This is a genomic window from Corynebacterium hesseae, assembly GCF_037850265.1.
GTDB classification, from domain to species: Bacteria; Actinomycetota; Actinomycetes; order Mycobacteriales; family Mycobacteriaceae; genus Corynebacterium; species Corynebacterium hesseae.
The window spans coordinates 1,079,252-1,105,189 of record NZ_CP137211.1; the positions used below are offsets into that span (position 1 = coordinate 1,079,252).

At 62.1% G+C, this 25,938-nt stretch carries 27 protein-coding genes; 18 read left to right on the top strand and 9 right to left on the bottom strand.

What is annotated here, in order from left to right; translation table 11 throughout:
* Positions 1-33: 33 nt before the first annotated feature.
* The 8 genes from typA (at position 34) to R3O64_RS05125 (ending at position 7,837) form a co-directional block, all read left to right on the top strand.
* Complete coding sequence (gene typA, locus R3O64_RS05090) at positions 34-1,944, top strand: translational GTPase TypA (protein WP_144014909.1); 1,911 nt, start codon at positions 34-36, stop codon at positions 1,942-1,944.
* A 102-nt stretch (positions 1,945-2,046) separates the two neighbouring features.
* Positions 2,047-3,648 (top strand): ABC transporter family substrate-binding protein, encoded by a 1,602-nt coding sequence (locus tag R3O64_RS05095; protein WP_339017427.1) that lies wholly within the window; start codon positions 2,047-2,049, stop codon positions 3,646-3,648.
* Positions 3,641-4,507, top strand: coding sequence for a PIG-L family deacetylase (locus tag R3O64_RS05100; RefSeq protein WP_339017428.1), 867 nt, complete (start codon positions 3,641-3,643; stop codon positions 4,505-4,507). The genes R3O64_RS05095 and R3O64_RS05100 overlap by 8 nt, the downstream gene beginning before the upstream one ends.
* Entirely contained in the window at positions 4,504-4,896 is a 393-nt protein-coding gene (locus R3O64_RS05105; RefSeq protein WP_070530376.1) for a hypothetical protein, read from the top strand. Before R3O64_RS05100 ends, R3O64_RS05105 begins: the two co-directional genes overlap by 4 nt.
* Before the next feature lie 50 nt (positions 4,897-4,946).
* On the top strand, positions 4,947-5,270 hold the full coding sequence (gene fdxA, locus R3O64_RS05110; RefSeq protein ID WP_070524905.1) for a ferredoxin: 324 nt from the start codon (positions 4,947-4,949) through the stop codon (positions 5,268-5,270).
* Between the two features lie 3 nt (positions 5,271-5,273).
* The gene (gene dapC / locus R3O64_RS05115) at positions 5,274-6,359 is read left to right on the top strand and encodes a succinyldiaminopimelate transaminase (RefSeq protein ID WP_070562115.1); all 1,086 of its coding nucleotides are present in this window, start codon (positions 5,274-5,276) and stop codon (positions 6,357-6,359) included.
* On the top strand, positions 6,360-7,166 hold the full coding sequence (locus tag R3O64_RS05120; RefSeq protein ID WP_143335618.1) for a pseudouridine synthase: 807 nt from the start codon (positions 6,360-6,362) through the stop codon (positions 7,164-7,166).
* Positions 7,167-7,273: 107 nt separating this feature from the next.
* Complete coding sequence (locus R3O64_RS05125; RefSeq protein WP_070562861.1) at positions 7,274-7,837, top strand: GtrA family protein; 564 nt, start codon at positions 7,274-7,276, stop codon at positions 7,835-7,837.
* A 418-nt stretch (positions 7,838-8,255) separates the two neighbouring features.
* Here the strand turns inward: R3O64_RS05125 and R3O64_RS05130 are convergent, their stop codons facing one another.
* From R3O64_RS05130 to R3O64_RS05155, 6 genes are all read right to left on the bottom strand, one after another.
* Positions 8,256-8,747, bottom strand: coding sequence for a transcriptional regulator (locus tag R3O64_RS05130; protein WP_283175837.1), 492 nt, complete (start codon positions 8,745-8,747; stop codon positions 8,256-8,258).
* Positions 8,731-8,940, bottom strand: a complete 210-nt coding sequence (locus R3O64_RS05135) for a helix-turn-helix transcriptional regulator (protein ID WP_070524916.1) — start codon at positions 8,938-8,940, stop codon at positions 8,731-8,733. The genes R3O64_RS05130 and R3O64_RS05135 overlap by 17 nt, the downstream gene beginning before the upstream one ends.
* Before the next feature lie 69 nt (positions 8,941-9,009).
* Positions 9,010-9,855, bottom strand: coding sequence for a DUF559 domain-containing protein (locus tag R3O64_RS05140; RefSeq protein WP_070524918.1), 846 nt, complete (start codon positions 9,853-9,855; stop codon positions 9,010-9,012).
* 561 nt (positions 9,856-10,416) lie between these two features.
* Positions 10,417-11,847, bottom strand: coding sequence for an amino acid permease (locus tag R3O64_RS05145; RefSeq protein ID WP_339017429.1), 1,431 nt, complete (start codon positions 11,845-11,847; stop codon positions 10,417-10,419).
* A gap of 126 nt (positions 11,848-11,973) precedes the next feature.
* Entirely contained in the window at positions 11,974-12,945 is a 972-nt protein-coding gene (dapD, locus tag R3O64_RS05150; RefSeq protein ID WP_339017430.1) for a 2,3,4,5-tetrahydropyridine-2,6-dicarboxylate N-succinyltransferase, read from the bottom strand.
* An 18-nt stretch (positions 12,946-12,963) separates the two neighbouring features.
* Positions 12,964-14,322 carry an amino acid permease gene (locus tag R3O64_RS05155; RefSeq protein WP_339017431.1) on the bottom strand — a complete coding sequence of 453 codons (1,359 nt, stop codon included), beginning with the start codon at positions 14,320-14,322 and terminating at the stop codon, positions 12,964-12,966.
* Between the two features lie 91 nt (positions 14,323-14,413).
* Between R3O64_RS05155 and dapE the strand changes: the two genes are divergently transcribed.
* The 7 genes from dapE to R3O64_RS05190 all read left to right on the top strand — a co-directional run bounded on the left by dapE (position 14,414) and on the right by R3O64_RS05190 (position 19,315).
* On the top strand, positions 14,414-15,502 hold the full coding sequence (dapE, locus tag R3O64_RS05160; protein WP_339017432.1) for a succinyl-diaminopimelate desuccinylase: 1,089 nt from the start codon (positions 14,414-14,416) through the stop codon (positions 15,500-15,502).
* Positions 15,503-15,509: 7 nt separating this feature from the next.
* A complete protein-coding gene (locus R3O64_RS05165) occupies positions 15,510-16,280 on the top strand; it encodes a TIGR00730 family Rossman fold protein (protein WP_070530393.1) in 771 nt (256 codons plus the stop codon).
* Positions 16,281-16,306: 26 nt separating this feature from the next.
* Positions 16,307-17,119: a dihydropteroate synthase gene (gene folP / locus R3O64_RS05170; RefSeq protein ID WP_339017541.1), complete on the top strand. Its 813-nt coding sequence runs from the start codon at positions 16,307-16,309 to the stop codon at positions 17,117-17,119.
* Positions 17,120-17,122: 3 nt separating this feature from the next.
* The gene (locus R3O64_RS05175; RefSeq protein ID WP_070524932.1) at positions 17,123-17,860 is read left to right on the top strand and encodes a glucosyl-3-phosphoglycerate synthase; all 738 of its coding nucleotides are present in this window, start codon (positions 17,123-17,125) and stop codon (positions 17,858-17,860) included.
* 3 nt (positions 17,861-17,863) lie between these two features.
* On the top strand, positions 17,864-18,163 hold the full coding sequence (locus R3O64_RS05180; RefSeq protein ID WP_070524934.1) for a DivIVA domain-containing protein: 300 nt from the start codon (positions 17,864-17,866) through the stop codon (positions 18,161-18,163).
* Between the two features lie 89 nt (positions 18,164-18,252).
* Entirely contained in the window at positions 18,253-18,420 is a 168-nt protein-coding gene (locus tag R3O64_RS05185) for a DUF3117 domain-containing protein (protein ID WP_010187237.1), read from the top strand.
* A 10-nt stretch (positions 18,421-18,430) separates the two neighbouring features.
* Positions 18,431-19,315 carry a methyltransferase domain-containing protein gene (locus tag R3O64_RS05190; RefSeq protein WP_070524936.1) on the top strand — a complete coding sequence of 295 codons (885 nt, stop codon included), beginning with the start codon at positions 18,431-18,433 and terminating at the stop codon, positions 19,313-19,315.
* Positions 19,316-19,825: 510 nt separating this feature from the next.
* Here the strand turns inward: R3O64_RS05190 and R3O64_RS05195 are convergent.
* Positions 19,826-21,283 carry a GH32 C-terminal domain-containing protein gene (locus R3O64_RS05195; RefSeq protein WP_339017433.1) on the bottom strand — a complete coding sequence of 486 codons (1,458 nt, stop codon included), beginning with the start codon at positions 21,281-21,283 and terminating at the stop codon, positions 19,826-19,828.
* Positions 21,284-21,294: 11 nt separating this feature from the next.
* On the bottom strand, positions 21,295-22,449 hold the full coding sequence (gene glgA / locus R3O64_RS05200; RefSeq protein WP_070562091.1) for a glycogen synthase: 1,155 nt from the start codon (positions 22,447-22,449) through the stop codon (positions 21,295-21,297).
* 154 nt (positions 22,450-22,603) lie between these two features.
* Between glgA and glgC the strand changes: the two genes are divergently transcribed.
* Positions 22,604-23,821 (top strand): glucose-1-phosphate adenylyltransferase, encoded by a 1,218-nt coding sequence (gene glgC / locus R3O64_RS05205; protein ID WP_070562089.1) that lies wholly within the window; start codon positions 22,604-22,606, stop codon positions 23,819-23,821.
* Positions 23,822-23,906: 85 nt separating this feature from the next.
* On the opposite strand, the gene R3O64_RS05210 is transcribed toward glgC, so the two are convergent.
* Positions 23,907-24,554 (bottom strand): O-methyltransferase, encoded by a 648-nt coding sequence (locus R3O64_RS05210; protein ID WP_070597112.1) that lies wholly within the window; start codon positions 24,552-24,554, stop codon positions 23,907-23,909.
* 164 nt (positions 24,555-24,718) lie between these two features.
* Here R3O64_RS05210 and sigE point away from each other — a divergent pair, with 164 nt between their 5' ends.
* Complete coding sequence (gene sigE, locus R3O64_RS05215) at positions 24,719-25,384, top strand: RNA polymerase sigma factor SigE (RefSeq protein ID WP_070563082.1); 666 nt, start codon at positions 24,719-24,721, stop codon at positions 25,382-25,384.
* 84 nt (positions 25,385-25,468) lie between these two features.
* Positions 25,469-25,936 (top strand): anti-sigma factor family protein, encoded by a 468-nt coding sequence (locus tag R3O64_RS05220; protein WP_070562905.1) that lies wholly within the window; start codon positions 25,469-25,471, stop codon positions 25,934-25,936.
* The last annotated feature ends 2 nt before the right edge of the window (positions 25,937-25,938 follow it).

Here is a 25,938-nt window from a genome sequence, read left to right on the forward strand (position 1 = left end):
TAACGCATCTTGCTTTAAAGGAGCACCCCACACGTGAGTAATACTGAGTTCCGTAACGTAGCCATCGTCGCACACGTTGACCACGGTAAAACCACCCTCGTCAACGGAATGCTGGAGCAGTCCGGCGCTTTCGGCGACCATGGCGAACACTCGGACCGCGTCATGGACTCCAATGATCAGGAGCGCGAGCGCGGCATCACCATTCTGGCGAAAAACACCGCCATTCACCGCAAGGGCCTGGGCAAGGACGGCGGGGACCTCATCATCAACGTCATCGACACCCCGGGCCACGCCGACTTCGGCGGCGAGGTCGAGCGCGGCATCTCCATGGTGGACGGCGTCGTGCTGCTTGTCGACGCCTCCGAAGGCCCCCTCCCGCAGACCCGCTTCGTGCTCACCAAGGCACTGGAAGCCAAGCTGCCGGTCATCATCTGCGTGAATAAGACCGACCGCCCCGACGCCCGTATCGACGAGGTCGTCACCGAAGCGCAGGATCTTCTGCTGGAAATCGCTGCCGGCCTCGAAGATGAGGAAGCAGCCGCTGCCGCCGAGGAACTCTTGGACCTGCCGGTTCTCTACGCTTCCGGCCGCGAGGGCAAGGCCTCGACCGAAAACCCGGGTGACGGCAACGTTCCTAACGCCGACGACCTGCAGGCGCTTTTCGACGTCATCTACGAGGTCCTCCCTGAGCCCTCCGCCAAGGTCGACGCCCCGCTGCAGGCCCACGTGACCAACCTGGACTCCGACGACTTCCTGGGTCGTATCGCACTGCTGCGCATCTACTCCGGCACCATCAAGAAGGGCCAGCAGGTGGCCTGGATGCACTACGACGACGAGGGCGAGATGCACGTCAAGCAGGTCAAGGTGGCCGAGCTGCTGCGCACCGTCGGCTTCGAGCGTCAGCCGGACACCGAGGCCATCGCCGGCGACATCGTGGCCATCTCCGGTATCTCCGACATCATGATCGGTGACACCATCGCCGACGTCGAGGACCCGAAGCCGCTGCCGCGCATTAAGGTCGACGAACCGGCTATCTCCATGACCATCGGCGTGAACACCTCCCCGATGGCAGGCCAGGGCGGCGGAGACAAGCTCACTGCCCGTATGGTCAAGGCCCGCTTGGACCAGGAGCTCATCGGTAACGTCTCCATCAAGGTGCTGCCGACCGAGCGTCCCGATGCTTGGGAGGTTCAGGGCCGCGGCGAGATGGCACTGTCCGTGCTCATTGAGAACATGCGCCGCGAGGGCTTCGAGCTGACCGTCGGCAAGCCGCAGGTGGTGACCCAGGTCATCGATGGCAAGACGATGGAGCCGTATGAGATGCTCACCATCGATTCCCCATCCGAGTTCCAGGGCGCCATCACCCAGCTGCTGGCCTCCCGCAAGGGCCAGATGCAGTCAATGGATGTCCGCGAGGGCGACTGGGTGCGCATGGTCTTCCGCGTCCCAGCGCGCGGCCTAATCGGCTTCCGCACCCAGTTCCTGACGGAGACCCGCGGTTCCGGTATCGCTAACTCCATCTCCGATGGTCTCGACGTGTGGGCCGGAGACATCAAGGCTCGCCCGACCGGCTCGCTCGTGGCCGACCGTTCCGGCCAGATCACCGCTTATGCTCTGCAGCAGCTGGCGGACCGCGGTGACTTCTTCGTGGAGCCGGGCATGGAGGCCTATGAGGGCATGGTCGTCGGCGCCAACAACCGTGATGAGGATATGGACATCAACATCACCAAGGAAAAGAAGCTGACCAACATGCGCTCCGCCACCGCCGACGCCACTGTCACGCTGGCTAAGGCCAAGACCCTGTCCCTCGACGAGGCACTGGAGTTCTGTGGCGCCGATGAGTGCGTCGAGGTGGGCCCGAAGGTCCTGCGCGTGCGCAAGGTTGAACTGTCTGCCACCGACCGCAAGCGCGCGGCCGCACGCGCTAAGCAGCTCAACAAGTAGGCTGCTGCGGGGCGTCGCCAAGCGGCGCCCACCGCTAGGAACGTCTGCCCCGGGGTATTAAAATAGCGCGGAAGAGTTTTCCGGACGTAAAGGTTGTGTGGAGTGGACCGTTTCCTGCCCCGGCTCGGAGTCATTCTGGCAGCCGCTGTGCTGACTGCATGCCAAGCCAACCCCGGCCCGCCGCCGGTGGTGGACGAGGAGGATCGCAGCGTCACGCCCACGAACTCAAGCACCACCACGCCGCCGCCGGAGGCAGCACCCAAGGAAGACGCGCTGCCGAAGCGCAGCACCGTGGCCATTGGGGTGGACCCGCTGCGCGGCGGGCTCAACCCGCACCTCGTGGCGAATAATTCGGAACTGGTCAACCAAATCGCTGAGCTAGTGCTGCCCTCGGCCTTCCACGGGGACCAGATGGACACGGATGTCCTCGAATCCGCCGAGGAAATCGATGCTCCGGGCAGTATTGCCATGCGGGTGCGCTATACCATCGCCGCGCCAGCGCAATGGTCCGATGGGACGCCGATCAGTGGCTCTGACTTCAATTACTTGTGGTCCCAGATCACGCGCACTCCGGGCGCTAAAAACGTGTCCGGTTACCGGGCAATTTCGGCCGTGCGGACTTCCGGTAATGGGCGAGTGGTCACCGTGGACTTCGACCACCGCGTGGAGGACTGGCACAAGCTCTTTGCCCACCTATTGCCCTCCCATGTGCTGGAGGACAAGGACTTCACCTCGGCCTTAGCTGAGGGTATCCCAGCCTCTGCTGGACGTTACCTCGTAGAAGGGATGGACCGCGGGCGAGGGATTATCACGCTTAACCGCAATGACCGGTTCTGGGGAGAGGATCCCGCACATATCGACGTGATCCAATTGCGCGCTGTGCGCGATACCGCACAGGCGGTGAACATGCTGCGCTCGCACCAGATCGGGTTTGCTGACTTCACTCCGCAGCAGACCACCCTGGAGAATTTGAGCCTGCTCAGCAACGTCAATACCGGTGTGGTGACCCGGCAGCGCCAGCTCCGCCTGGAGATGTCGGCCGCCGAGGGCGCTCTCGAGGAGCAGCCGCAACGCCGCGCTTTGGCTTCACTGCTCAACACCGACCAGCTGGCCCGGCTTGCCACCGGCCGCGCTGCGGAGCTCGAACCGGGGGAGAATCCCTTCGATAGCAACGCAGAACTTGCCCCGCTGCGCGAGCGTGCGGGCCGCAAACCCGTGCGCATCGCCGCGGATCCCCTCAATCCAACTGCCCTGGCTGCAGCCACCACCATCGTGGACGTGTTGCAAGCCAAGGCCATCGACGCGGAGCTCGTCACCGAACGCCCGACCACCATTACTTCTGACTTGCTCCCGGCTGGCAAGGTAGATGCCGTGGTGGCGTGGGACGAAAACGGCAGCGATGCGCTGAGTCTGGCTAACTACTTCGTGTGCGCAACGCCCACGCGGCCTGCGGCAACGCAGTCGGGGTTCTGCCCTGAAGAGTCCGCGAAGACTGCTACCGATATTTTGTCGGGAAAGCTCGATTCCGCAGCGGCTCAAGAGCAGGTGGAGCACCTTAACAAAGAAGAAGTTCTCTTCGTCCCGTTGCTTAATGAGGTGCGAATCCACGCTTTGGGCAAGGGTATTGTTGGCCCCGGACAAAGCATCAAGGACTGGGACTCCGGTCTGATTAGTGCACCGCAGTGGAGGAAAGACGATGAATAAGGATCTTACCGGCTACCGTGTCGTGGCCGTTCACGCGCACCCGGATGATGAGGTGCTCTTTACAGGCGGCACGTTGGCGGACTTGTCCGCGCGCGGTGCGGAGGTCACCGTGATTACCGCGACGCTGGGGGAGGAGGGCGAAATCATCGGTGAGCCCTACCAAGGCCTCGCAGAAACAGATCAGCTGGGCGGGTTCCGCGCTTGGGAGCTCAAGCACGCGCTCGATGCCTTGGGCGTTGAAGGAATCCAGCTGGGCGGCTTCGGGCATTTTCGCGATTCCGGGATGGAAGGTTCCCCCGCCCATGATCACCCGCGGGCCCTGGTCAACCGTGTGGAGGAAGCAGCAGACCTGGTGCGCGGTCACCTTGAACGGCTGCGTCCGCACGCGGTGCTGACCTATGGTCCGGACGGCGGCTACGGTCACCCAGACCACATCGCCGTTCACAAGGCCGTGCACACGGCCGCCGTACCAGAACAGCGCATTTGGTGGGCCGTCTTTGAGCGTGCCGCGCACTATCGGGGTCTCGACGCTATTATTCCTCCGGATGGCTGGAGCCTGCCGGACAAGGCGTACCTGGACAACTTCACCAACGCCGGCTGCGACGTGACCTACGAGTTCAGCGACGCAGCACTTGCTGCCAAGCGCGCCGCGATGCTGGCCCACGCCACGCAGATCTGGCTTGCCGACGGCTCCCTCACCACCGTCAACCCCCACGCCGCCCAGGCGGGTCTTAAGGACCCCGCCCAAGTCCCCGTCGCCTATGCCTTGTCCAATCTGCTCACGATGCCGCTGCTGCGCCAGGAGTTCTACCAGCTTGGCCAGGGAGAGCCACAGGATTCATTGCTGGGGGAGAAGTGAGCGAGCGCGCCATTCGCACTGATTTCTCCCGCGGCGAGCAAATAGGTGGCCTGGTGTGGCTGGTCTTGGGAGCGCTCTGCTCGCTGACCCTCGAGGTGGTTTATCTCACCGCGCGTCTGCCGTGGCCCGGCGAGTCCGGGATGGCCTTTCCCATCACCATCCTCATCGCCTTCTGGTTCAACGGGGTGTTGACCCGCACAGCGCGTCTGTGGAGTGAGAATCCCTACATCGCAGGCGTGCCAGGACTGGCCTGGGTGGGTGGTTTTCTCGCATTCATGCTGGGAGCCGCCATCGGGGATGGCAGCCTGCTGGCCAATAATATTCTCAGCCTGCTGCTGTTCGCCGCGGGAATCGCGGGCAGCGTTTGGCCATTTTTCGCCTCGGAGTAGCATACTGTTATTCGTAGAAAACCCGTGACACACAGGAGTTTAAACACCTTATGACTTACACCATCGCGCAGCCCTGCGTCGACGTGATGGACCGCGGCTGCGTTGAAGAGTGCCCGGTCGACTGCATCTACGAGGGCAAGCGCATGCTCTACATCCACCCAGACGAGTGCGTGGACTGCGGCGCCTGCGAGCCGGCTTGCCCGGTGGAGGCCATCTTCTACGAGGATGACGTCCCGGATGAGTGGCTGGACTACAACGACGCCAATGCCGCCTTCTTTGATGATCTCGGCTCCCCGGGTGGCGCGGCAGCACTTGGACCTCAGGACTTTGACGTCCCGATGATCGCTAAGCTCCCGCCCCAGAACCAGGAGTAGAGCATGAGCCGCACGCCGCTTGGACGCACGCTTCCGGATTTTCCGTGGAACTCGCTCGCCGGTGCCAAGAAGAAAGCCCAGGCGCATCCGGACGGGATCGTTGATCTATCGGTGGGTAATCCCGTTGATCCAGTTGCCCCTGGCGTGCAGTTAGCGCTGTCAGCAGCGGCCGAGGCTCCCGGCTATCCGCAGACTCAGGGCACTCCGGAGCTGCGTGAGGCTATCGCGAAGGCACTTGAGCGCCGCTACACCATGAACGTGGACGCGGTGCTGCCGGTCATTGGTACCAAGGAAGCCATCGCCTGGTTGCCCACCTTGTTGGGTATGCGCGGTGAGACCGTCGCCTTCCCAACGGTGGCTTACCCCACCTATGAGGTCGGCGCCCTCTTGGCCGGTGCTAAGCCCCTGCGCGCCGACGAGGACTTCCAAGATGCGTCGCTCGTGTTCATTAACTCGCCGTCGAATCCGACGGGCCGGGTGTTGGGCGTCGAGAAGCTGCGTGAAATCGTCGCTTGGGCGCGCGTGAACAATGCCATCGTGGCCTCGGACGAGTGCTACATGGGCTTGGGCTGGGATGATGAGAACCCGCCGGTGTCCATCTTGGACCCGCGCGTGACCGATGGCGACAATACCGGGCTTATCGCCATGCATTCGCTGTCCAAGAGCGCGAACATGGCCTCCTATCGCGCCGGTTTCTTTGCGGGCGATGCCAAGCTCATCGCCGAGCTGCTGGAGCTGCGTAAGCACGCGGGGCTCATTGTTCCGGGCCCCATCCAGGCGGCGATGGTTGCCGCGCTTGACGACGACCCCTCCGAAGCCCTCCAGCGCCAACGCTACGCCGCGCGCCGTGTGGATCTCATGCGGGCGCTGACCGGAGCTGGTTTTAGGATCGAGCACTCCGAGGCTGGGCTCTACCTGTGGGCAACGCGCGGTGAGAACTGCCGCGAGACCGTCGACTGGCTGGCCGAGCGCGGCATCCTCGTTGCACCGGGTGACTTCTATGGCCCAGCGGGCGAGCAGTTCGTGCGCATTGGCCTCAACGGTACGGACGAGCGCATCGCGGCGGCGGTGGCGCGCTTGGCTGAGTAAGTGGCTTTTCGCCCGCCGGCGCGGGAGGGGATTAGCCCGCGTAAAGTGATGCTCACTGGCATCGTGCCCGCCACTCCTACCTATTGGGCAGGTGAGGCGGGCGATTCCGCGTTTTCTCCTGGCACGCGCTTGGAGCCCGGCACTCTACTTCCTGGCCCTACGCTGGCGTGGTATCACCCCTCGGTACCTTCCGAAGAGCCCATTCCCTTTGATTACCGGGTGGTATATGAGGACGGGGACCTGATAGTCGCGGACAAGCCGCACTTCTTACCCACGACGTCGAATGGTCGCATCGTCCGCGAGACGCTCCAGACACGCTTGCGCGTGGACTTTAATGAGGACTCCATCGTGCCGCTGCAGCGGCTGGACCGGTTGACTTCGGGGTTGGTGCTGTGCTCGCGCAATCCCCGCACGCGCGCTGCGTATCAGCAACTCTTTCAGGAGCGTGCGGTGGTGAAGCACTACCGGGCTCAGGTGGCCGCGCCCTTCTCCTTCGACGGCACTGTACGGCTGGGGATGCGGCGCGTGCGTGGTGAACGTCAGGTCCTCGTGGATTCCACCGGTACGCCTACGGTGACCCGCGTGCGTGCTAGTGGAACGACTGCCGATGTATGGCCGCTCACCGGCCATACCCACCAGATCCGCGTGGTACTTAACCACCTGGGACATCCGATTGTGGGGGATGATACTTATCCCGTGGATCGAGGCTTGGATCTTTATGATTTCTCCACGCCGCTGCTGCTTTCCCATGTCGCTTTGAGTTTTAGCGATCCAGTTACCGGCCGCAACCGGGAGTTTCAGCTGTGAGATTGGGCGCTAATGCGGCGTGCGTTTTAGTTTGTGCTGAATGAGGGACTAAACTCAAACGAAGTTTTATTCATCATATTTGAGCATTTTGTACGAAGGGCGTGTCCATGGCGGATCTGAGCTTTGCTCGCTTTGCCTCGAATTTTGGCCAGTTCATTAAGTTCGGTCTGGTTGGCGGTTCAGGCGCGTTGGTCAATATTGCAGTTTCAATCCTGGCCGCAAAGTGTGGATTGTCCTGGTTCGGCGCTACGCCGCATGACGCGATGTTCAACCTCTTCGGCACCCAGTTTCACGTGCGCTGGTTCATGCTCTTTTCCACCATCGCCTTCCTCGTTGCGAATACGTGGAATTACCAGCTCAACCGCATGTGGACTTTTAAATCCGTTAGCAAAGTCTCGTGGTTGCGGGGTTTCTTCCCGTTCCTCATTACGGGCATTGGCGCGTATTTGGTAACTCTTGCTGTGCAGTACTTGCTGATGAATCCGACCTCGCCGTTGCAGCTGCCGCCGCATATTTTCGACGACTCTACCGGCTTCCGCACGATGTACTACTGGGCCAATGCCATCTCCATCGTGGTGGCGATGCCGATTAACTTCATCTTCAACAAGCTGTGGACCTTCCGCTCGAAGCCCAAGGCGCCGGTCGTGGTCCACGAGACCGAACCCGCTTAATATCGACCCTTCTCCCCGCCTGCCCTTCGCGCTCACCAGCGACGGCCGGTGGGGTCTTTTCGATGCTGCGGTGAGCGGGAAGGGGGGCGTCGGCAAGCAGATGCTCCCTTCGCGCTCACCGGAAACACGACGAGGCAGCGCTCCATCGCCCTGGTGAGCGCTTAGGGGTAATTGGTGGAAATGCCTCCTTCGCGCTCACGGGCGTCCAATAAATTCGGTAGCTACTGCTACCGTTGGGTGCGAAGGGGCGTGCTGGCGGTTTGACCGGTGAGATGGCGGGGTGAGATGCACTTCGACGCCTGGTTCGGCGTGGCCCTATTCTCCCTTGGCGCTCACCGGCGCCTGCAAAATAGAGGAACCCGCCGTCCGCGGTGAGCGCGAAGGGCGGGATGGAGGAAGGTGGGCGGGGAAGAGCTGCCTAGTCGTCGAGCTCGGCGTCGAGGCGCTCTTGGTCGCGGCGGTGCTGATGGCGGCGGATGAATGGGGCGAGGATGAGGACGGCGATAGCGCCAACTGCGGTGCCGGCTAGATAAGCGGTGGGATTGTGGCCGTCGGCAGGCGCATAGGCGTTATAGGCGATTCCCGCGAACATCGCGATTGCCGGTATTAAGTAAACGGCCATGGCGGACCAATTACGACCCACAAGCGGGGTAGCGACGCGTTTTCGCAGCCACGCCGTGCCGATGGCATTGCCGATGACAGACGGCACTATGGCGAGGAAACACAACATGCTCATCTGGCCGGGAAGTACCCAAGCAAGGATGGCAGCGATGACGAGCTCCAAGAACTGCACAGGCGGCGCTGCGACGGCGCAGGCTTTGTAAAAGGTTTCGCGCTCGAATTCATCGCGGGAGGCGCGTTCGATCTCGTTGAGGGTGTAGTTGGCCAGGGCGTTAATCATGTTGTTCATCTCCAAAGACTTCTTCGACGGTTTTTCCTAGTTCGCGGCAGATGTCTAGCGCTAGGTAGACGGAGGGGGAGTAGTTGCCGCGTTCGATATTGGCGATAGTTTGACGGGAAACGCCCGCCCGTTCAGCGAGGTCAGCTTGTGACATCTCGAGCCACCGACGCCATTTGCGAACCATGTTTTGGTGCTCGGCCATCTGGTCTCCTTTACGATGTGTCGTGCTTACATGTCTTAGTGTAAAGAAAACTTGTCAGTAGAGCAAGAGTTACATGCAAACATGCCATGTCCAGTAGGGCTGCATCACCACAGCCGGCAGCTTCGGTTTACGGCCTTTGAGCTGTTCAAGTGTGGTTTTGATGAGTAGAACTGCATCGTCGAGGTGGTAGCGGATATCGTCGGCAGTAAAGCGCAAAACCGTATAGCCATGTGCCACTGCGGCGTTCTGCTTCGAGCGGTCTGCTTGAAAAGCGCGACTGTGTTTGTGGTGCTCCCAGCCGTCGACCTCGACTATGAGCTTGCCAATCTTCAAGTCAAAGCGGTAGCCCGCGATGAGCGCATTGTGTTCAGGGAAGATTCCGTCCGTGCGCAGTCTTCGACTGAGCTGGCGCTCCGGCACGCTGTCTGTGCCGATGGGCGTGCGACGGATAGTTTCCTTCAAGCGTTGTGGGACTCGCTGCATTCTCCGCCGGTCATCTTCGAGGCGAGCAGGGCCTGTCTTGCCGCGATAATGCTCTTCCAGCAATTGACCACACGCTGCGGCTATTCGCCGCGCCGCCCAGAGAACCTGAATGACCGGAAGTCCGTTGACCAGGGTTGTGGCCGAAAGCCGCGAATGCGTCACCCGAAAGCTCTTCCCCTTGAGCGTTCGCGGCCCCTCGGCCTCCAGCGGAAACGTCAAATTCCGCCCCAAGTGAATCTCCTGCGCGGTCTTACCCGTGAAATGTATTCGACTCAGCCCGTGAGCCAGGGCCTTTGCCACAGCTAACGGCGACCACTCGTCGCTATAGATCCCCCGATGCACGCGAAACAGCTTTCCCGCGCGAAGCTTCCGCCGGATTGCCTCCTTGCTCAACCCCATCTCGCGGAGCTCCGCGGTAGTCCATGCCTTCATAAAACTCAAGGTATGCAGTGCTTGGCGACGAGTCGATAGTCAATTCTCCGCCTGTGGATAACTCTGCCTCAAAGCCAGATTTTGAGGGTTTATGTTGACGCGTCGTCATCCTGTTTCGCGCATTCCCTATCGTTTGGGCTTTGCAGTGTTCGGATCGCCGCATCGATTCGGCGTTGTCGTCCAACACAGCCCCTTAAATCCCTCCGTGCCCCTGGCGCTCACAGGGCTCGCTGATTAGCTGCTCGAGCTTTCGGCGGTGACCGCGAAGGGCATAGGCTTGGTCGGGAATTGCATCGGTGAGGTTGGGAATTGCATCGAGCGCCGTTCGGGTCCACCTACCTTTTGCGCTCACGGGGCAGGCGCCTGTCATTGTCCGCCCTTCGTTGGTGAGCGCGAAGGGCGCTTGCTGGGGTGACAGCTCATGCGGCATGCCCTTGGCGGCCACAGGGAGCGGAGATACGGTGCTACGCAGTGAGCCGGTGAGCGCGAAGGGAGTGAGGTGGGTGCGAGGAGGAGTGAGGAAGGGACGCGAAGGGCGTGGGGTTGCAGCGGGAGGGGCGGCTAGCGGGCCTCCAGCTCCTCGGCCGTCGGTAGGGGCAGGCGCGAGGTCGGGGCGATGCCGCGGGCCTTCGCGTTGATGACGCCGGCGATGGCGAGCACAGCGAACATGGCGGCGGCGGAGAAGAGTTGGATGCGGGCGGAGGCGTCGCTAAGCATGAGCACCGCAATAGCTGCAAACAATGCCAGCGCGAACCACGTGAGGTAGGGGTAGGCCCACATGCGCACCGGCAGCGGGTGGATGGCCTCGAGCTGTGGGCGCAGGCGCAACTGGCTCACTGCAATGAAGACCCACACGATGAGCAGCGAAGCACCAGCGGCGTTCAGCATGAAGGACAGTAGCCATCCGGTATCCGCATAGTTGAGAACAACCATGACCGCGGAGAGCACAACGGACAGCGCAATGGCGGCGGTTGGCACGCCGCGACGATCTGTTGCGGCGAAGAGCTTGGGCGCCTCACCGCGGGAGGCCAGCGAGTGCATCATGCGGGAGGATGCGTAGATTTGCGCGTTGAACGCTGAGAGTAGCGCGAGCACGATGACCACTTCCATGATGGCCGCAGCACCAGGGATTCCAGCCCGGTCCAAGACCATCGTGAACGGAGACTCGGCGGCAGATTGCGCGGAGCCGAGCGAAGAGTAGGGCAGGAGGAAGGTGATGACGAGGACGGAGCCCAAGTAGAAAACCGAGATGCGAGTAATGGTGGTGCGCACCGCGTTGACAAGGGACTTCTCGGGGTCCTCGGATTCCGCTGCGGCAATGGCGACGACCTCGATGCCGCCGAAGGCGAAGGCCACGGCGAGCAGACCGGCGGCCACGCCGCCGAGGCCGTTGGGCATGAAGCCGTCGGCAAGGAAGACGGACGTCCCGATGAAGGTGTGGCCAGGAAGCAGCCCGAAGATCAGCAGCGCACCGATGACAAGGAAGGCAATGATGACGGCGACCTTAATGAAGGCGAACCAGTACTCGAACTCGCCGAACAAGCGCACACGCAAGAGGTTGATGGTGCCAAAGAGCGCCACGCAGATGGCCGCGGGGATCCACGGCGGGCAGTCGAACCATGCGCCGATGAAACCAGCAGCGCCCGTAATTTCCGCGCCGAGGACGGCGACGGTGGCAAGCCAATAAATCCAGCCCTGTGTGAAGCCTGCCCAGCGTCCGATACCGTGCTCGGCGTATTCAGAGAAGGAACCGGAAGCGGGGATGACCGTGCCCATCTCACCGAGCATTTGCATGACCAAGATGGCAAGGAAGCCAGCGATGAGGTAGGCCAAGAGAACCGCGGGACCGGCGGCGGAAATACCTACGCCGGTGCCTAGGAAAAGACCGGCACCGATAGTGGAGCCCAGCCCCATCATGGTCAGGTGGCGGACTTTCAAGCCGCTGCCGAGTGAGCTAGGAGAGGAATCGTTTTGAGCAGTCACCTTTAGCATTGTAGGCAGCTGCCAAGGCGTTTGGGCATAAAGGGGCGATTTTATAGCGCTTGTGCACAATGCGGAGGGCTTAAGTCCACGATCGCGAAAGGCCCCCGCAGAAACGGGGGCCTCAAGCAACAGCGCTTAGTTCTTGTGCAGATCCTCGTTGAGGGCCACAGCCTCAGACTTCCAGTCCACGGCCTCGACGGCGCCGGTGACGGAGTTGCGGCGCAGCAGAACGCCGGAGACGCCGGAGAGCTTAGAGCCCTTGACAGTCTCGCCCTCAGACAGGCCCAGGGCCTCCGCGATCTTGCCAAAGACTGCGATCTTGGTGCCGGCGGTGACGTAGAGGCCGGCTTCGACGACGGAGTCGTCGCCAAGCGAAATGCCCACACCTGAGTTCGCGCCGAGCAGGCAGCGCTCGCCGATGGAGATGACCTCCTTGCCGCCGCCGGAGAGGGTGCCCATGATGGAGGCGCCGCCGCCGACATCGGAGCCATCGCCCACGACAACACCTGCGGAGATGCGGCCCTCGACCATGGAGGCGCCCAGGGTGCCGGCGTTGAAGTTGACAAAGCCCTCGTGCATCACGGTCGTGCCCTCAGCCAAGTGGGCGCCTAGGCGCACGCGGTCGGCATCGCCAATGCGCACGCCGGACGGGACGACGTAGTCCACCATGCGCGGGAACTTATCGACGGAGTAGACCACGACCGGGCCGCGGGAAGCGAGGCGGCCGCGGACCATCTGGAAATCGGCAACCGCGCAGGGGCCGTAGTTGGTCCACACCACGTTGGCCAGCTTGCCGAAGATCCCGTCCACGTTCAGGCCGTGAGGCTTGACTGCGCGGTGAGAGAGCAGGTGCAGACGCAGGTAAGCGTCGTAGGTATCGGCAGGTGCTGCGTCAAGGTCTGCAATCTTAGTCTCCACGGCGATGCGGGCGACGCCGCGCTCCTCATCGGGGCCAACCAGGTCAGCGAACTGCTGCGGAACCTCCTCCAAGCGCTCGGTGCCGCTGGCTTCTACAGAGATATCGGTGTGAACTGCCGGGAACCAAACGTCCAGGACGGTGCCGTCGTGGGTAATGGTTGCCAGGCCGCGTGCGGATGCTGAAGTCATAGGCTCACACCCTAGCAGCTACGCCTCTGTCGTGCGCCGTGAGTTACCCGGTAGTAGGTGAAAGATCACAACCAGGGCCACGGTCAGGATGAGGACGGCGAGGACTTGGTTGCGGGCGGAGGCGTCGAAAAGCATAAGAATTGTGAGGCCGACCAGCGCTAGGGCGGTGAGCCACGGCAGCCACGGGAAGCCCGGGACGCGCAGCGTGGTGAGCTCGCCGTTGGCCTGCATCTGTGGGTGCAGCTTGATATAGGAGGCCACGATGAAACACCAGATGACCAGCAGGCAGCCGCCAACCGCGTTGAAGAGGAAGGCCAACAATCCCGGCGGGTTCCAGTACTGCAGCACCACCGATGCAAAGGCGAAGATGATGGAGAGCACCACCGCAAAAATGGGGGAACCGGAGGCGTTCGTCCGAAGGAAGATGTGGTGCGCGCTATGGTCCTTCGCCATGTCATAGACCAGACGGGAGGTGGCGTAGATCTGTGCGTTGAAGGCAGAGAGCAGCGCTAGGGCGATGATGGCTTCCATGAATCCCGCAGCGAAGGGGATTTTCGCGGCGGCGAGGACCAGCGTGAAGGGCGAGTCCGCGGCGACGTCGGCGTCCTGGATGGAGCTGAAAGGCAAGGCCAGGGTGATAACCAGGATGGAACCGATGTAAAAGACCATGATGCGCACGATGATGGCGCGCACGGCAGTAGCGACGTTGTGGGCTGGGTCTTCGGATTCCGCCGCGGCAATGGTGACCAGCTCGATGCCACCGAAGGCGAAAGCCACGGCGAGCAGGCCGGCAGCAAAACCGGGGCCGCCGTTGGGCAGGAAGTTCTCTGTAAAGTTGTGGCCCGCCAGTGAGAGGTCCATTCCGGGCAGGATGCCTAAAGCCATGAGCACGCCGACGCCCAGGAAGGCCACGATGGTGGCCACCTTGATAATGGCGAACCAGAATTCGAATTCGCCGAAACCACCCACGGCGGCAAAGTTGACCACGGCGAAGAACACCACAGCCACCAAAGCCGGTATCCACGGATCGACCCCGAACCAATTCGAGATGATGGCCGCAGCACCGGTAATCTCCGCGCCCATCACCATGACCAGCATGAACCAGTAAATCCAGCCCAACGTAAACCTGGCCCACGGCCCAAAAGCCTGTCCTGCATAAGTGGAGAACGCGCCCAGCGAAGGGCGTGCGGCGGCCATCTCTCCGAGCATCCACATCACCAAGGCGATGAGCGCGCCGGCCACCGAGTAGGAGATGAGAACGGAGGTGCCGGACACCTGAATGCCTAGGCCCACGCCCAGGAAGAGTCCCGCACCCACTGCGGATCCGAGCCCCATCATGGTGAGGTGGCGGGTTTTGAGTTGTGTGGCCGCTGCCATAGGGTGATCACCTTCAACGCTATTGATTGTTTGTAATGGGAAGTACTTTACGCAATGCGCTGAGCATCCGGGGGCGCTAGCATGGCGGGTTGTGACTTTAAATCTCTTCTCCGATCCCATCGAGCTCACTAAGGCCCTGGTGGATATCCCAAGCCCTTCCCATCACGAGGAGGCTATCGCCGACGCCGTCGAGGAGGCCCTGCGCGATCTGGACCAGGACACGGTGGAGGTGCAACGCTATGGCAACACCGTGTGTGCCCGGACGAACCGGGGTTTTGAAAGCCGCGTGGTCCTAGCCGGCCACATCGATACCGTTCCTCTGGCCGATAACGTCCCCCACACCATGTCGGAGGACGGGAAGATCATGTATGGCTGCGGCACCGTGGACATGAAGTCGGGCATGGCCGTCTACCTCAACGCTTTTGCGCAGCTATATAACTCCGACGAGCTGAAGCACGATCTCACCGTCATCGCCTACGAGGGCGAGGAGGTTGCCACCGAGTTCAACGGCCTGGGCCACCTGCAAAAGGATCACCCGGAATGGCTGAAGGGGGATCTTGCTCTGCTGGGGGAGCCTTCCGGCGCCATGATCGAGGCCGGCTGCCAGGGCACCATCCGCGTGCGCGTTACTGCCCACGGCACCCGCGCGCACTCGGCCCGTGCCTGGCTGGGCTCCAACGCTGCGCACACCTTGGCGCCGGTGATGCTCAACGTGGCCAACTACCAGGCGCGTGACGTGGAGATTGACGGCTGCACCTACAAGGAAGGCCTCAACATCGTCCACCTCGAATCCGGCGTGGCCACTAACACCATCCCGGACGAGGCCTGGATGTTCGTCAACTTCCGCTTCGCCCCGGACCGCAGCTCCGAGGAGGCGCTGGCGCACCTGATGGAGGTCCTCGGCGAACACGAAAACATCACCGTGGAGGTCGATGACATCGCCGGCGCCGCCTTGCCCGGTTTGGGGCAGCCGGCGGCACGCGCGCTTGTCGACGCCGTCGGCGGCAACGTCCGCGCCAAGTATGGTTGGACCGACGTGGCCCGCTTCTCCGAGATGGGGACCCCGGCCGTCAATTTCGGCGCTGGTGACCCGGGATTTGCCCACAAGAAGGACGAGCAAGTGCCCGTCACCCAGATCGCCGAAGTCTCGACCGCACTCTTGAACTACCTGAAGGGATAAGACCACCATGACGCCTGAGCAACTGCGCACTCTGCGCGGACCTCTTCTCGTGCGTACTGCTGGAGAGCAGTCCTCCACTTTTGATCAGCGCCTACTTCAGTCCGGCGCCGATCACGAGTGGCAGCACGCCGACCCGTGGCGCGTCCTGCGCATCCAGGGCGAGTTCGTGGATGGTTTCGACGCCCTGGCCAAGCTGCCCAAGGCCGTGACCGTCTTTGGTTCCGCTCGCACCCCGGAGGAGGATCCGAACTACCAGCTAGGTGTGGCCTTGGGGCGCCGACTAGTGGAAGCCAAGTATGCCGTCATCACCGGCGGTGGCCCCGGCATCATGGAGGCGGCCAACCGCGGCGCGCACGAGGCCGGAGGGTTGTCTGTGGGCTTGGGCATCGAGCTTCCGCACGAGCAGGGCCTGAACCCCTACGTAGATCTGGGGCTTAACTTCCGCTATTTCTTCGCCCGCAAGACCATGTTCCTCAAGTACTCCCAGGCCTTCATCTGTCTTCCCGGCGGCATGGGCACCATGGATGAATTCTTCGAGGTCATGTGCATGGTCCAAACTGGCAAGGTGACCAACTATCCCATCGTGCTCATGGGTACTGAATACTGGTCCGGCTTGGTGGAGTGGATGAAGAAGACCCTGGCCGAGGGTGGATTCATCAGCGCCGAGGACCTCGATCTCTTCCTGGTTACCGACGATATCGATGAAGCCGTCGCCCACATCCTGGCCGCGCACAAGGTCATGTCGGACAAGCGCCTGCGGGAGCAGGAGAGCAAGTGACCCAAGCGCACAACCTCGCGCGGGTCATGGCAATCGTGAACCGCACCCCAGACTCCTTCTACGACAAGGGTGCCACCTTCGAGCTCGACTCAGCAATCCAGCGCGCGGAGCAAGCGCTTGACGACGGCGCCTCCATCATCGACATCGGAGGCGTCAAGGCCGGCCCGGGTCAGCATGTCGACGCCGTCGAGGAAATCGAGCGCGTCGTGCCCACCATTGCGGAGCTGCACCGCCGCCGCCCGGAAGCGCTGATTTCCGTGGACACGTGGCGCGCTGAGGTAGCAGATGCCGCGATCGCTGCGGGGGCCGGTTTGGTCAATGACACGTGGGCCGGCTGGGACCCGGAGCTCATCGAGGTGGCCGGCCACCACAAGGTGGGCTACGTGTGCTCGCATACTGGCGGTGTCACACCGCGCACCCGCCCGCACCGCGTGCACTTCGATGATGTGGTTGCCGATGTCATCAGCGAGACCACGCGGCTGGCCGAGCGAGCCGCCGACCTCGGTTGCCCGGAGGAGCTGACGTTTATCGACCCCACGCACGACTTTGGCAAAAACACCTTCCACGGCTTGGAGTTGCTGCGGCGCATCGACGAGATCGTGGCGACCGGCTGGCCGGTGCTCATGGCATTGTCGAACAAGGACTTTGTGGGTGAGACCCTCGACCGCGCCGTGGACCAGCGCGTCGCGGGCACGCTGGCAGCGACGGCATGGTCGGCGGCACGGGGCGTGGCGGCCTTTCGGGTCCATGAGGTGGCCCCGACTCTCGACGTCATCCGCATGACCGCCGCCATCCAGGGCCAGATGGCACCCTTGGCCACGACGCGGGGGCTGGCCTAAGCCATGACCGACAGCGTTTCCGTGGTTATCCCTGCGCTTAATGAGGAGCGCACCGTCGCGCACGTGGTGCGTGCTTGCCTGGCGGATGAACCTCTAGAGGTCATCGTCATCGATGCGGACTCGAGCGATGAAACTGCGGCTGAGGCCCAGGCGGCAGGGGCTCAGGTGCTCAATTGGCGGGAGATCCTGCCTGAGGAGCCCCGACCCGGCAAGGGTGAATCCCTCTGGCGCGGCGTGGCGGCAGCTGAGGGCGACATCGTCGTCTTCATCGATGCGGACCTAGAATCCGCCGCGCCCGGAATGGTTACAGCGCTCAGCGAGCCCTTCGTGGATCCGCACGTCCAGCTGGTTAAGGCCCGCTATGCGCGAAGCTTGAACGGCAAGCCTACCGGTGGCGGGCGGGTTACTGAACTCAGCGCCAAGCCGCTTTTGCGGCAGTTCTTCCCGGAGCTCGCACACATTGACCAACCACTCGGCGGCGAATACGCCTTAAGACGCGCGGCCGCCATGGAGCTGCCGTTCGTGGAAGGGTACGGGGTGGAAGCGGGGCTGCTGATAGACGTCGCCAAGCGCTATGGCCCCTATGCCCTCGCCGAGGTTGACCTGGGCACCCGCACCCATCGTAACCGTCCATTGGAGGAGCTAGCCCCGATGGCCGATGTGGTTGCGCGCACCATCCTGTCCCGTGCTGGCGTGGTTGGGCCTGTTGCCCAAAGGCCACCATTGCTGGGTAGGATTTAGCGCATGATGTCCTGGATTCTTCTTATCGTTGTGCTCATTGCCCTCATCATCATCGGCACGTGGGCGTGGGGAAGCTTCGTGGGCCGGGGGCCTGTCATGGACGCTCCCGACAAGGCCGTGGATACCGATCGAGAGAATCTTCGGGCCCTCGAGGAGGGGCGCTTCGATGACCTGCGCTTTGACGTGGTTGCGCGCGGCTACCGCCAGGACCAAGTGGATGCCCTGTTGGCGGCAGTGGAGCGCCGTTCGGGTGCTAAGGCGGCGTCATCGGGCGAACCTTCAGAACCTTCGGTCCAGGCCTAGGCCGAGCCTACAACGACGAGTCTGCCGCCGGCAGCCGAAAAAGAGCTAGACTAGAAGGACGTACAAAATACAGTCGAAGGAGACTCAATATGGCAGCGATGAAGCCCCGTACCACTGGTGGAGAGATGGAAGCGGTAGAGGAGTCCCGCAAGATCGTCATGCGCATTCCTTCTGACGGGGGTGGACGCATTGTTATTGAGCTCAGCAAAGAAGAAGCAGCGGAGTTGGGTTCACTCCTCGTAGCAGTTTCTAGCTAGTCTAGGGAGCATGCTTTCACATATCGTCGATATTCTGGCCGATCCCGCCGATGGCAGCGCCCTTGAGGGCGCGGATGATTTTTCCCGCCTCGTGTCGGAGACCGGCCATTCCTATGACGTGGCCAAGCAAGGCTACGTCACGTTGGCAGCTGGTGCGGGTCTGAAGCATCAAGGTGACGATGCCGCGATGGTCACCGCCCGTGAAACCTACCTGGCGATGGGGCATTTCGCGCCCTTCGTGGAGGCAGTCACTGGAGCGGTGCAAGATTCTTTGGAGAGTCAGGACGCGGCTCAGCAAGCAGGCCTCAATGAGGACACCGCCCCCTCGCTCCTGGAGGTAGGCGCTGGCACGGGTTACTACCTGGCGCACACGCTCGATTCGATCGAGGGCGCTCGCGGCGTGGGCCTCGATATCTCTACGCATGCGGCAAAGCATCTGGCAAGGTCGCACGAGCGCGTCGGCGCCGTGGTTGCGGATGTGTGGGAGCGCCTGCCCTTGAAGGATGATTCAATCCATGCCATCTCGGTGGTCTTCGCGCCGCGCAATCCGGCGGAGTTCCAGCGCGTTCTCGCACCCGGCGGGGAGGTCATCGTCTTGACCCCGCAGTCCGGTCACCTGGATGAGCTGCGAGAGCCGCTGGGAATTCTCGGCGTGGAAGAAGGCAAGGTGGATCGCCTCTACACGCAGGCGGAAGGGTTCCTTAAGCAGGCAGCGGATCCGGTCGATATTTCTTTCCCCATCGTCTTGGATAAGGCGTCCATCGCTGCGCAGGTGGGGATGAGCCCCTCGGCGCGCCACATTAGTCCGGAGGAGCTGGCTGAGCGTATGGCCTCGTTGCCGCAGACGTTGACCGTGACCGCCCACGCCCGTCTGGATCGTTTGCGCTCGGCCTAATTCATCGCTTGCGCTCGGCTTCATTGCCAGCCCTTGCTGTTCAGCCCCGGGGAACGGCCCTTCTTTCTTCGGAACGGCCCGCTTCTCTTCAGAACGACCCTTCTCTCTCCGGAACGACCCTTCGCGCTCATCGGCAGTGGGGCCGTCGGAAGGTTTTAGCTCTTCGGTGAGCGCGAAGGGCGGGGCGGCCTGTGAAGCAACCCCCCTGGGATTTTTGCTCACTGTGATCTGGAGCTTGCGTTGACGCGCTGGCTATTCCGCTGACCCCTCTCGTCGAATCCTCCCCTCGAATCCTCCCTTCGCGCTGACCAAGAGCCTCAATCAGCCGCCAAGACCGCTCCCGGTGAGCGCGAAGGGAGGAAGGGGAGCGAGTGGAACTGATGAGTCATGCGCGAGAAAAGATGACCGCGGGCACAGGGGCGCTACGGGTCTGGTACTTCACAGTGGGCCCGCACACAAAAGGAGGCCCAGTCGCCCTGGGCCTCCTTCTATAATCGTCGTTCGATGCTCTTAAGAGAGCTTGGTGCCCTTCCTGTTCCAGGACTGCTCAATAGTAGCCTCGCCCTCGGTGCTGACCTCGATAGCAGAGCAACCACCCTCGAAGTAGACGCGGGAGCTCATGGCGACCAATCCGCCGTCTACGAACACCTCAACGCTGGCACCGTCCTGAATGATGGTGAGGGTATCCGAATCGCCCTCGGCCAGCTTGGCCACTGCTGGGGCGGAGTCCTTGAAGTAGTTGTCGAAGGCCTTCGACATGGAGCGGTCCAAGCTGATTTCCTCGCCCGTGTGGCGGATGACCGCAGCGGCGTCACCGGAGCCGTCCTTCAGCGTGACAGTCACGCTCGAGCCCGCCGGCACCTCCAATACACCTGTCCAAGACCGTGCGTAGTCCGAGAGCTTCACAGCATCCGGCAGCCCCTCCGCCGGAGTCTGGTAGAGCACACCGCCCTGCAGCGTGACCGCACGTGGCAGTGACAAGCTACTAGCCCAGCCCTCAGCTTCCCACGTGGGGTGTTTGGTGGCGTCATCGCCGCGGCCATTGCCATTGAGCAGGCCGAGGATGACGGCGCGGTCGTAGCGGCGCTCCTGCGGAATCGTTCCGGTCGTGGTGTTGGTGTTACGTGGTCGGGAGAAGTCATGGCCATAGTCCACGCGCTGGAAACCTCGTGCCACGGTGAACACGGTGCCGTCGAGGCGGCCCACGATGTAGCCAGAAACGTCGCGGCCCTCGCGCTCTAAGGTGACGAAGAGGACATCGTAGATTTCCCTATCTACCTCGTCACGAAGGCGCACCAAGCGCGGTGACACCACCGGCGGGATGGGGGAGGTAGCCGGGACTTCGCCGTCTTCGAAGCCAGGGTCGCCGTCGAAGCTCAAGGGCCCAAGAAGAGTCCAAGATTCGCCATTGGGGCTGTCCAGAATTACCGGCATAGGGGCATCGGAATGACCGGTCAGCGCCAGCATCAGCCAGCCATCGTGTCCCTCTTCGCGGTCTTCCTTGGCCCAATCCGGGACCACGGAAGGCGAGCGGAAGCGGTCATAGTTGGTGTGGGCGCCCACGGCCTCCCCAAAGCGGACGACATCCGGATCGAGCGCAGAAGGGTCATCAGACACGATGCATTCATCGGCGTAGTCGGTATACCGCGCCAAGCGCACGCTGGTGCCCACCGAGGTCACCGAGGTGAAATAAAGGTTGAGGGCGTCCTTGCCCTCCGCCACTGAGCCTGCGCGTAGTGACAGCTCGCCACCGACGGGGGCGAGGACGTCGTCGCAGTCCAGCCACGCGAAGGCTGTTTCCTCGGAGGTGGAATGGCCCCAGCGCGCAGGCTGGCCAGCGTCAGGGCGGTACTGGTGGAACAGATGCCAGGTATGACCGTCCCGGACGATTCCTGCGGGGGCGTCGAGGATCCCGCTATCGGGAACGAAGTGAAGTTCTGGGCGATGGTGCGTTTCTTTATGCGTCACGGCAGTCCTTCCTACATTAACGAGCGGTAAATGTCCACGGTCTGCTGCGCGATGGTAGCCCACGAGAAGTCCTCGATGGCGCGCTGGCGGCCCGCAGCACCGAAGCGTTGTGCCAGCTCTTTATCGGCAGCAACGCGGTTCACGGCGGCGGCAAGATCGGCTTCAAAGGTGGCGTCGTCATCTGCGTCATAGTTGACCAAAACACCAGTTTCGCCGTCCACAACGACCTCGGGGATGCCGCCCACATTGGACGCCACCACGGCGGTGCCACAAGCCATTGCCTCAAGGTTGACGATTCCCAAAGGCTCATAAATTGAGGGGCAGACGAACACATCGGCGCCGGAGTAGACCTGCTTAATCTCCTCGCGCGAGAGCATGTCCTTGACCCAGAACACGCCGTCACGCTGGGCGCGCAGCTCCTCCACGAGGGCCTCGGTCTCCGCTGCAATCTCCGGCGTATCGGGTGCGCCGGCACACAGCACAAGCTGAATGTCTTGGTCAAAGTTCTGGGCAGCCTTCAGCAGGTGCTTGACGCCCTTCTGCCGGGTGATCCGCCCCACGAAGGCGACGATGGGACGCTGCTTGTCGACGCCCAACTTATCCAGCACCGCCGACTCACCCGGTTGCCATACCTGAGTATCGATGCCGTTGAGGACCACGTGGACCTTGTCGGCGTCGATGCGGGGGTATGCATCCAAGATTGAGTCCTTCATTCCGGCCGACACCGCGATGACGGCGTCAGCGTACTCCATGGCGTTCTTTTCCGACCACGAGGAGATCTCATAGCCACCACCAAGCTGTTCGCGCTTCCACGGGCGGTGGGGTTCGAGCGAGTGTGCGGTGACCACGTGGGGGATGCCGTACAGGCGGCTGGCAAGGTGCCCACCCAGTCCCGTGTACCAGGTGTGGGAGTGAGCCACATCAATATCGGAGGCGGCGTTGGCCATGCGCAGCCCTGTGGAGAGTGTCTGCAGTGCGGCGTTAGCCTCCTTCAACGAGGGATCAACGCCATGCACAAACACATCCTTCTCGTCGCGCTCAGAACCCATGCAGTGAACTGAAACATCGATGATCTCGCGCATGAAGCGCGTGAGCTCTGCAACGTGGACGCCCGCTCCGCCATAAATCTCCGGCGGATACTCCTTAGAAAAAATTCCGGCTCTCATAACCGCCAGAATACGGATTATCCACAGCTCGCGCTAAACCTTGAGAGGCCATGTGGCGCGTAGGCCTGCGGGGGAGGCGAGAGGCAATCAAAAGGGGGTAAAAACAAGCACTCTTCGACTGCGCGATCCAGAAAACGTCTATAGATTGGGTGATGTGAGAAGCCTTCCAAATGTCCTTGCCATTGTCCTTGCCGGCGGTGAGGGAAAGCGCCTTTTTCCTCTGACGGAAGACCGCGCTAAGCCCGCCGTTCCGTTCGGCGGTTCCTATCGCCTGATCGATTTCGTGCTGTCCAATCTTGTCAACGCCGGTTTCCTCAAGATTGCGGTGCTGACCCAGTACAAGTCCCATTCTCTGGACCGCCACATTTCCCAAGCGTGGAACCTGTCTGGACCCACCCCGCAGTACATCGCTTCCGTGCCGGCTCAGCAGCGTCGTGGTAAGCGCTGGTACAACGGTTCGGCCGATGCCATCCTGCAGTCGCTGAACCTGATTTATGACGAAAAGCCGGACTATGTCATCGTCTTCGGCGCCGACCACGTCTACCGCATGGACCCGGCCCAGATGGTGGAAGAGCACATCGCCACCGGTCTGGATTGCTCGGTGGCGGGTATCCGCGTCCCGCGCTCGGAGGCTTCCGCCTTTGGCTGCATTCAGGCGGATGGGATGGGCACGATCACGGAGTTCGTCGAGAAGCCTGCCAATCCTCCGGCGACCCCGGATGACCCGAACATGACCTATGCCTCTATGGGCAACTACGTCTTCACCACGCAGGCGCTTATCGACGCGTTGCTGGAAGACGAAAAGGATGAGGATTCCGCCCACGACATGGGCGGCAACATTATCCCTTACTTCGTGAAGCGCGATCAGGCGCACGTCTATGACTTCATGGCTAACGAAGTACCCGGTTCCACGGAGCGTGACCATGGCTACTGGCGTGACGTCGGTACCATCGACTCCTTCTATGAGGCGCACATGGACATGATTTCGGTGCACCCAATCTTCAACCTGTACAACCGTTCGTGGCCTATTCATTCCACGGATGACTCCAACTTCCCGCCGGCGAAGTTTGTGCAGAACGGTATTGCGCAGTCCTCGATGGTGGCTCCGGGTTGCATCATTTCCGGTGGTACGGTGCGCAACTCCGTCTTAGCTTCGGACGTGCACGTGGCGGATGGGGCGACGGTGGAAGGCTCCGTCATCCTTCCCGGCGTGCGCATCGGTCGTGGCGCGGTGGTCCGCCACGCCATCCTGGATAAGAACGTGGTTGTTAGTGACGGCGCCATCATCGGTGTGGACCGCGAACGCGATGAGGAGCGCTTCAAGGTCTCCGAAGGCGGCGTGGTTGTCGTGGGCAAGAACGTCAGGGTCTAAGCCGCAAGACAGCGAAGGACACTAAGCGGGCGTGCGGGTGGATTGAAGTCCACCCCACGCCCGCTTTTGTAGTGCTTGGTGGAGACTACATCTTGGTGATGAGCGTCAAGCCCGCACCGTAGGGCAGGCGTGTGACGGCCGCACCGTCGAGGGAGCGGGCGTATTCGTCGGCCTCGCGGGCGGCGGCGGTGTCGCGGTCGGTGCGGGAGGGGTCGGCCACGGTGCCGTCGAGAAGCGCATTGGCCAACACCAACGTGCCGTGCTGATGGAGCAAAGGCCAGGCGGCCTTGAGAAGCGCAGGCATGTCGAGGGCGGGGACCTCGGCGTAAATCACCTGGTATGTGTCATTAGCCAAGCGGCCCATGATGTCGAGGGGGCGGGAAGGAAGGAAGCGCCCGCGGCTAGGGGAGTAGCCGGCATCGCGGAAGGCCTGCTTAGCGCTGGCCTGGTGCTCGGCCTCTGGGTCAATGCAGGTCAGGATTCCGTTGTCCGGCATCCCCGCCAGCAAATACAGCCCCACGACTGATGCGGCCGGGGTAATCGCCACCGCTTGGGGGCGGGAGGAGGTACCGGAAGAAACCGCGGCGAGCGTGCTGAGCAGCTGGCCGGTGGCCTCATCCGGCGAAGGAAGTCCGTACTCCTCCGCGTGGGCGCGGGCGGCGGCGAGCACCTCAGAGCTCTCGCTGGTGGATTCGATATAGGTTCGCATTGCGTCATAAGCCGTAGTAGTCACAATAGAAAACCATAGTGAACTCGCTGCAGCTGCGCGCCGAGAATCGCCCGCGATTGTCCTCTCCGTGTGGCACAAGAAGCGCATGTAAGAGGAGTGACGGATTCACAGGCTGCTCACAGTGCGCTGGCTGGAGTTTCGGCCCGCACTATAGAATGATGATCCTCATGACCACACAGCAGCGCAGTGTTGAGACCGCTCAAAGCACTCGTGATTCTTCTTCCACCGTCAGCTCTTCCGAGAACGCAGAAGCCCAAGAGCTGACCGGAACCGCAGCGTTCGACGCCGGCCAGGGCGACATGCCCTCTTGGGGGGAACTCGTTGCCGAACATGCTGATGGTGTCTACCGTTTGGCCTACCGCCTCTCCGGTAACCAGCATGACGCCGAGGATCTTACGCAGGAGACCTTCATGCGCGTCTTCCGCTCCTTGAATAAATACCAGGCCGGAACCTTTGAGGGATGGCTGCACCGCATTACCACGAATCTCTTCTTGGACATGGTCCGCCACCGCTCCAAGATTCGCATGGAGGCCTTGCCGGAGGATTATGAGCGTGTCCCCGGCACTGACATGACCCCGGAGCAGGCCTACTCGGTGGCTAACCTCGACCCGGCGTTGCAATCGGCACTGGATAACCTTGCGCCTGATTTTCGTGTTGCGGTGGTGCTCTGTGATGTCGTTGGCATGAGCTACGACGAAATCGCCGAAACTCTCGGTGTGAAGATGGGTACCGTGCGCTCTCGAATCCACCGCGGCCGCTCCCAGTTGCGCGCCGCATTGGAAAAGGAAGCGCAGACCAACGCGGACACCCGCAGCCTGCTGCGCACGCGCTAGACTGGGCAGCGTTTAGCCTTAGGACTGCGAAACTCGCAGCTAAGTGAAGGCCTAAAGCACGCGCTGAGTTGAGGTGACGTTGAGGTGAAGGAATCAGGGCATAAGAAGTCCTCGGGGGATCAGGAACATGGCCACTACCTAGGCTCGTCCGGATTCTTTACTGAGGCCCAAGCCAAAGTCCGCGATAAAGCCAAGTCACGCGCGCAGCGCGCGGATACGATCGGCCACTTGGGGCCCGAGGCGGTCGTCGCCTTTGTCGATGGTGAAATGCCGGCCAAGTATGCCCACCGCGTGCGCGTTCATCTCGTGCACTGCGCGGAGTGCCGAGCGGACATTCACCACCAGCGCAATGCCGCCGAATGGATTCGGGAATGCAGCGTGGATTCCCACGTCAAGGCGCCGGATTCCCTCATGGCTAAACTTGCGGGTATTGCTAATCAGGGCGCTGGGCCTGGGCCGGACGCGGAGATGCCCGCCCATCGGCCTCGCCAAGACTTCCTTGACAAGGTGGAGATGGTCGTCCGCGCTATTCGCCATAACCAGAGGGGCTGACA

What these genes read in the sequence shown, in the direction of transcription:
- R3O64_RS05100 (WP_339017428.1), top strand. Translation starts at nt 3,641, where the DNA reads ATGAATAAGGATCTTACCGGCTACCGTGTCGTGGCCGTTCACGCGCAC.
- fdxA (WP_070524905.1), top strand. Translation starts at nt 4,947, where the DNA reads ATGACTTACACCATCGCGCAGCCCTGCGTCGACGTGATGGACCGCGGC.
- dapC (WP_070562115.1), top strand. Translation starts at nt 5,274, where the DNA reads ATGAGCCGCACGCCGCTTGGACGCACGCTTCCGGATTTTCCGTGGAAC.
- R3O64_RS05125 (WP_070562861.1), top strand. Translation starts at nt 7,274, where the DNA reads ATGGCGGATCTGAGCTTTGCTCGCTTTGCCTCGAATTTTGGCCAGTTC.
- R3O64_RS05130 (WP_283175837.1), bottom strand. Translation starts at nt 8,747, where the DNA reads ATGAACAACATGATTAACGCCCTGGCCAACTACACCCTCAACGAGATC.
- R3O64_RS05135 (WP_070524916.1), bottom strand. Translation starts at nt 8,940, where the DNA reads ATGGCCGAGCACCAAAACATGGTTCGCAAATGGCGTCGGTGGCTCGAG.
- R3O64_RS05140 (WP_070524918.1), bottom strand. Translation starts at nt 9,855, where the DNA reads ATGAAGGCATGGACTACCGCGGAGCTCCGCGAGATGGGGTTGAGCAAG.
- R3O64_RS05145 (WP_339017429.1), bottom strand. Translation starts at nt 11,847, where the DNA reads ATGCTAAAGGTGACTGCTCAAAACGATTCCTCTCCTAGCTCACTCGGC.
- dapD (WP_339017430.1), bottom strand. Translation starts at nt 12,945, where the DNA reads ATGACTTCAGCATCCGCACGCGGCCTGGCAACCATTACCCACGACGGC.
- R3O64_RS05155 (WP_339017431.1), bottom strand. Translation starts at nt 14,322, where the DNA reads ATGGCAGCGGCCACACAACTCAAAACCCGCCACCTCACCATGATGGGG.
- R3O64_RS05165 (WP_070530393.1), top strand. Translation starts at nt 15,510, where the DNA reads ATGACGCCTGAGCAACTGCGCACTCTGCGCGGACCTCTTCTCGTGCGT.
- folP (WP_339017541.1), top strand. Translation starts at nt 16,307, where the DNA reads ATGGCAATCGTGAACCGCACCCCAGACTCCTTCTACGACAAGGGTGCC.
- R3O64_RS05175 (WP_070524932.1), top strand. Translation starts at nt 17,123, where the DNA reads ATGACCGACAGCGTTTCCGTGGTTATCCCTGCGCTTAATGAGGAGCGC.
- R3O64_RS05180 (WP_070524934.1), top strand. Translation starts at nt 17,864, where the DNA reads ATGATGTCCTGGATTCTTCTTATCGTTGTGCTCATTGCCCTCATCATC.
- R3O64_RS05185 (WP_010187237.1), top strand. Translation starts at nt 18,253, where the DNA reads ATGGCAGCGATGAAGCCCCGTACCACTGGTGGAGAGATGGAAGCGGTA.
- R3O64_RS05190 (WP_070524936.1), top strand. Translation starts at nt 18,431, where the DNA reads ATGCTTTCACATATCGTCGATATTCTGGCCGATCCCGCCGATGGCAGC.
- glgA (WP_070562091.1), bottom strand. Translation starts at nt 22,449, where the DNA reads ATGAGAGCCGGAATTTTTTCTAAGGAGTATCCGCCGGAGATTTATGGC.
- sigE (WP_070563082.1), top strand. Translation starts at nt 24,719, where the DNA reads ATGACCACACAGCAGCGCAGTGTTGAGACCGCTCAAAGCACTCGTGAT.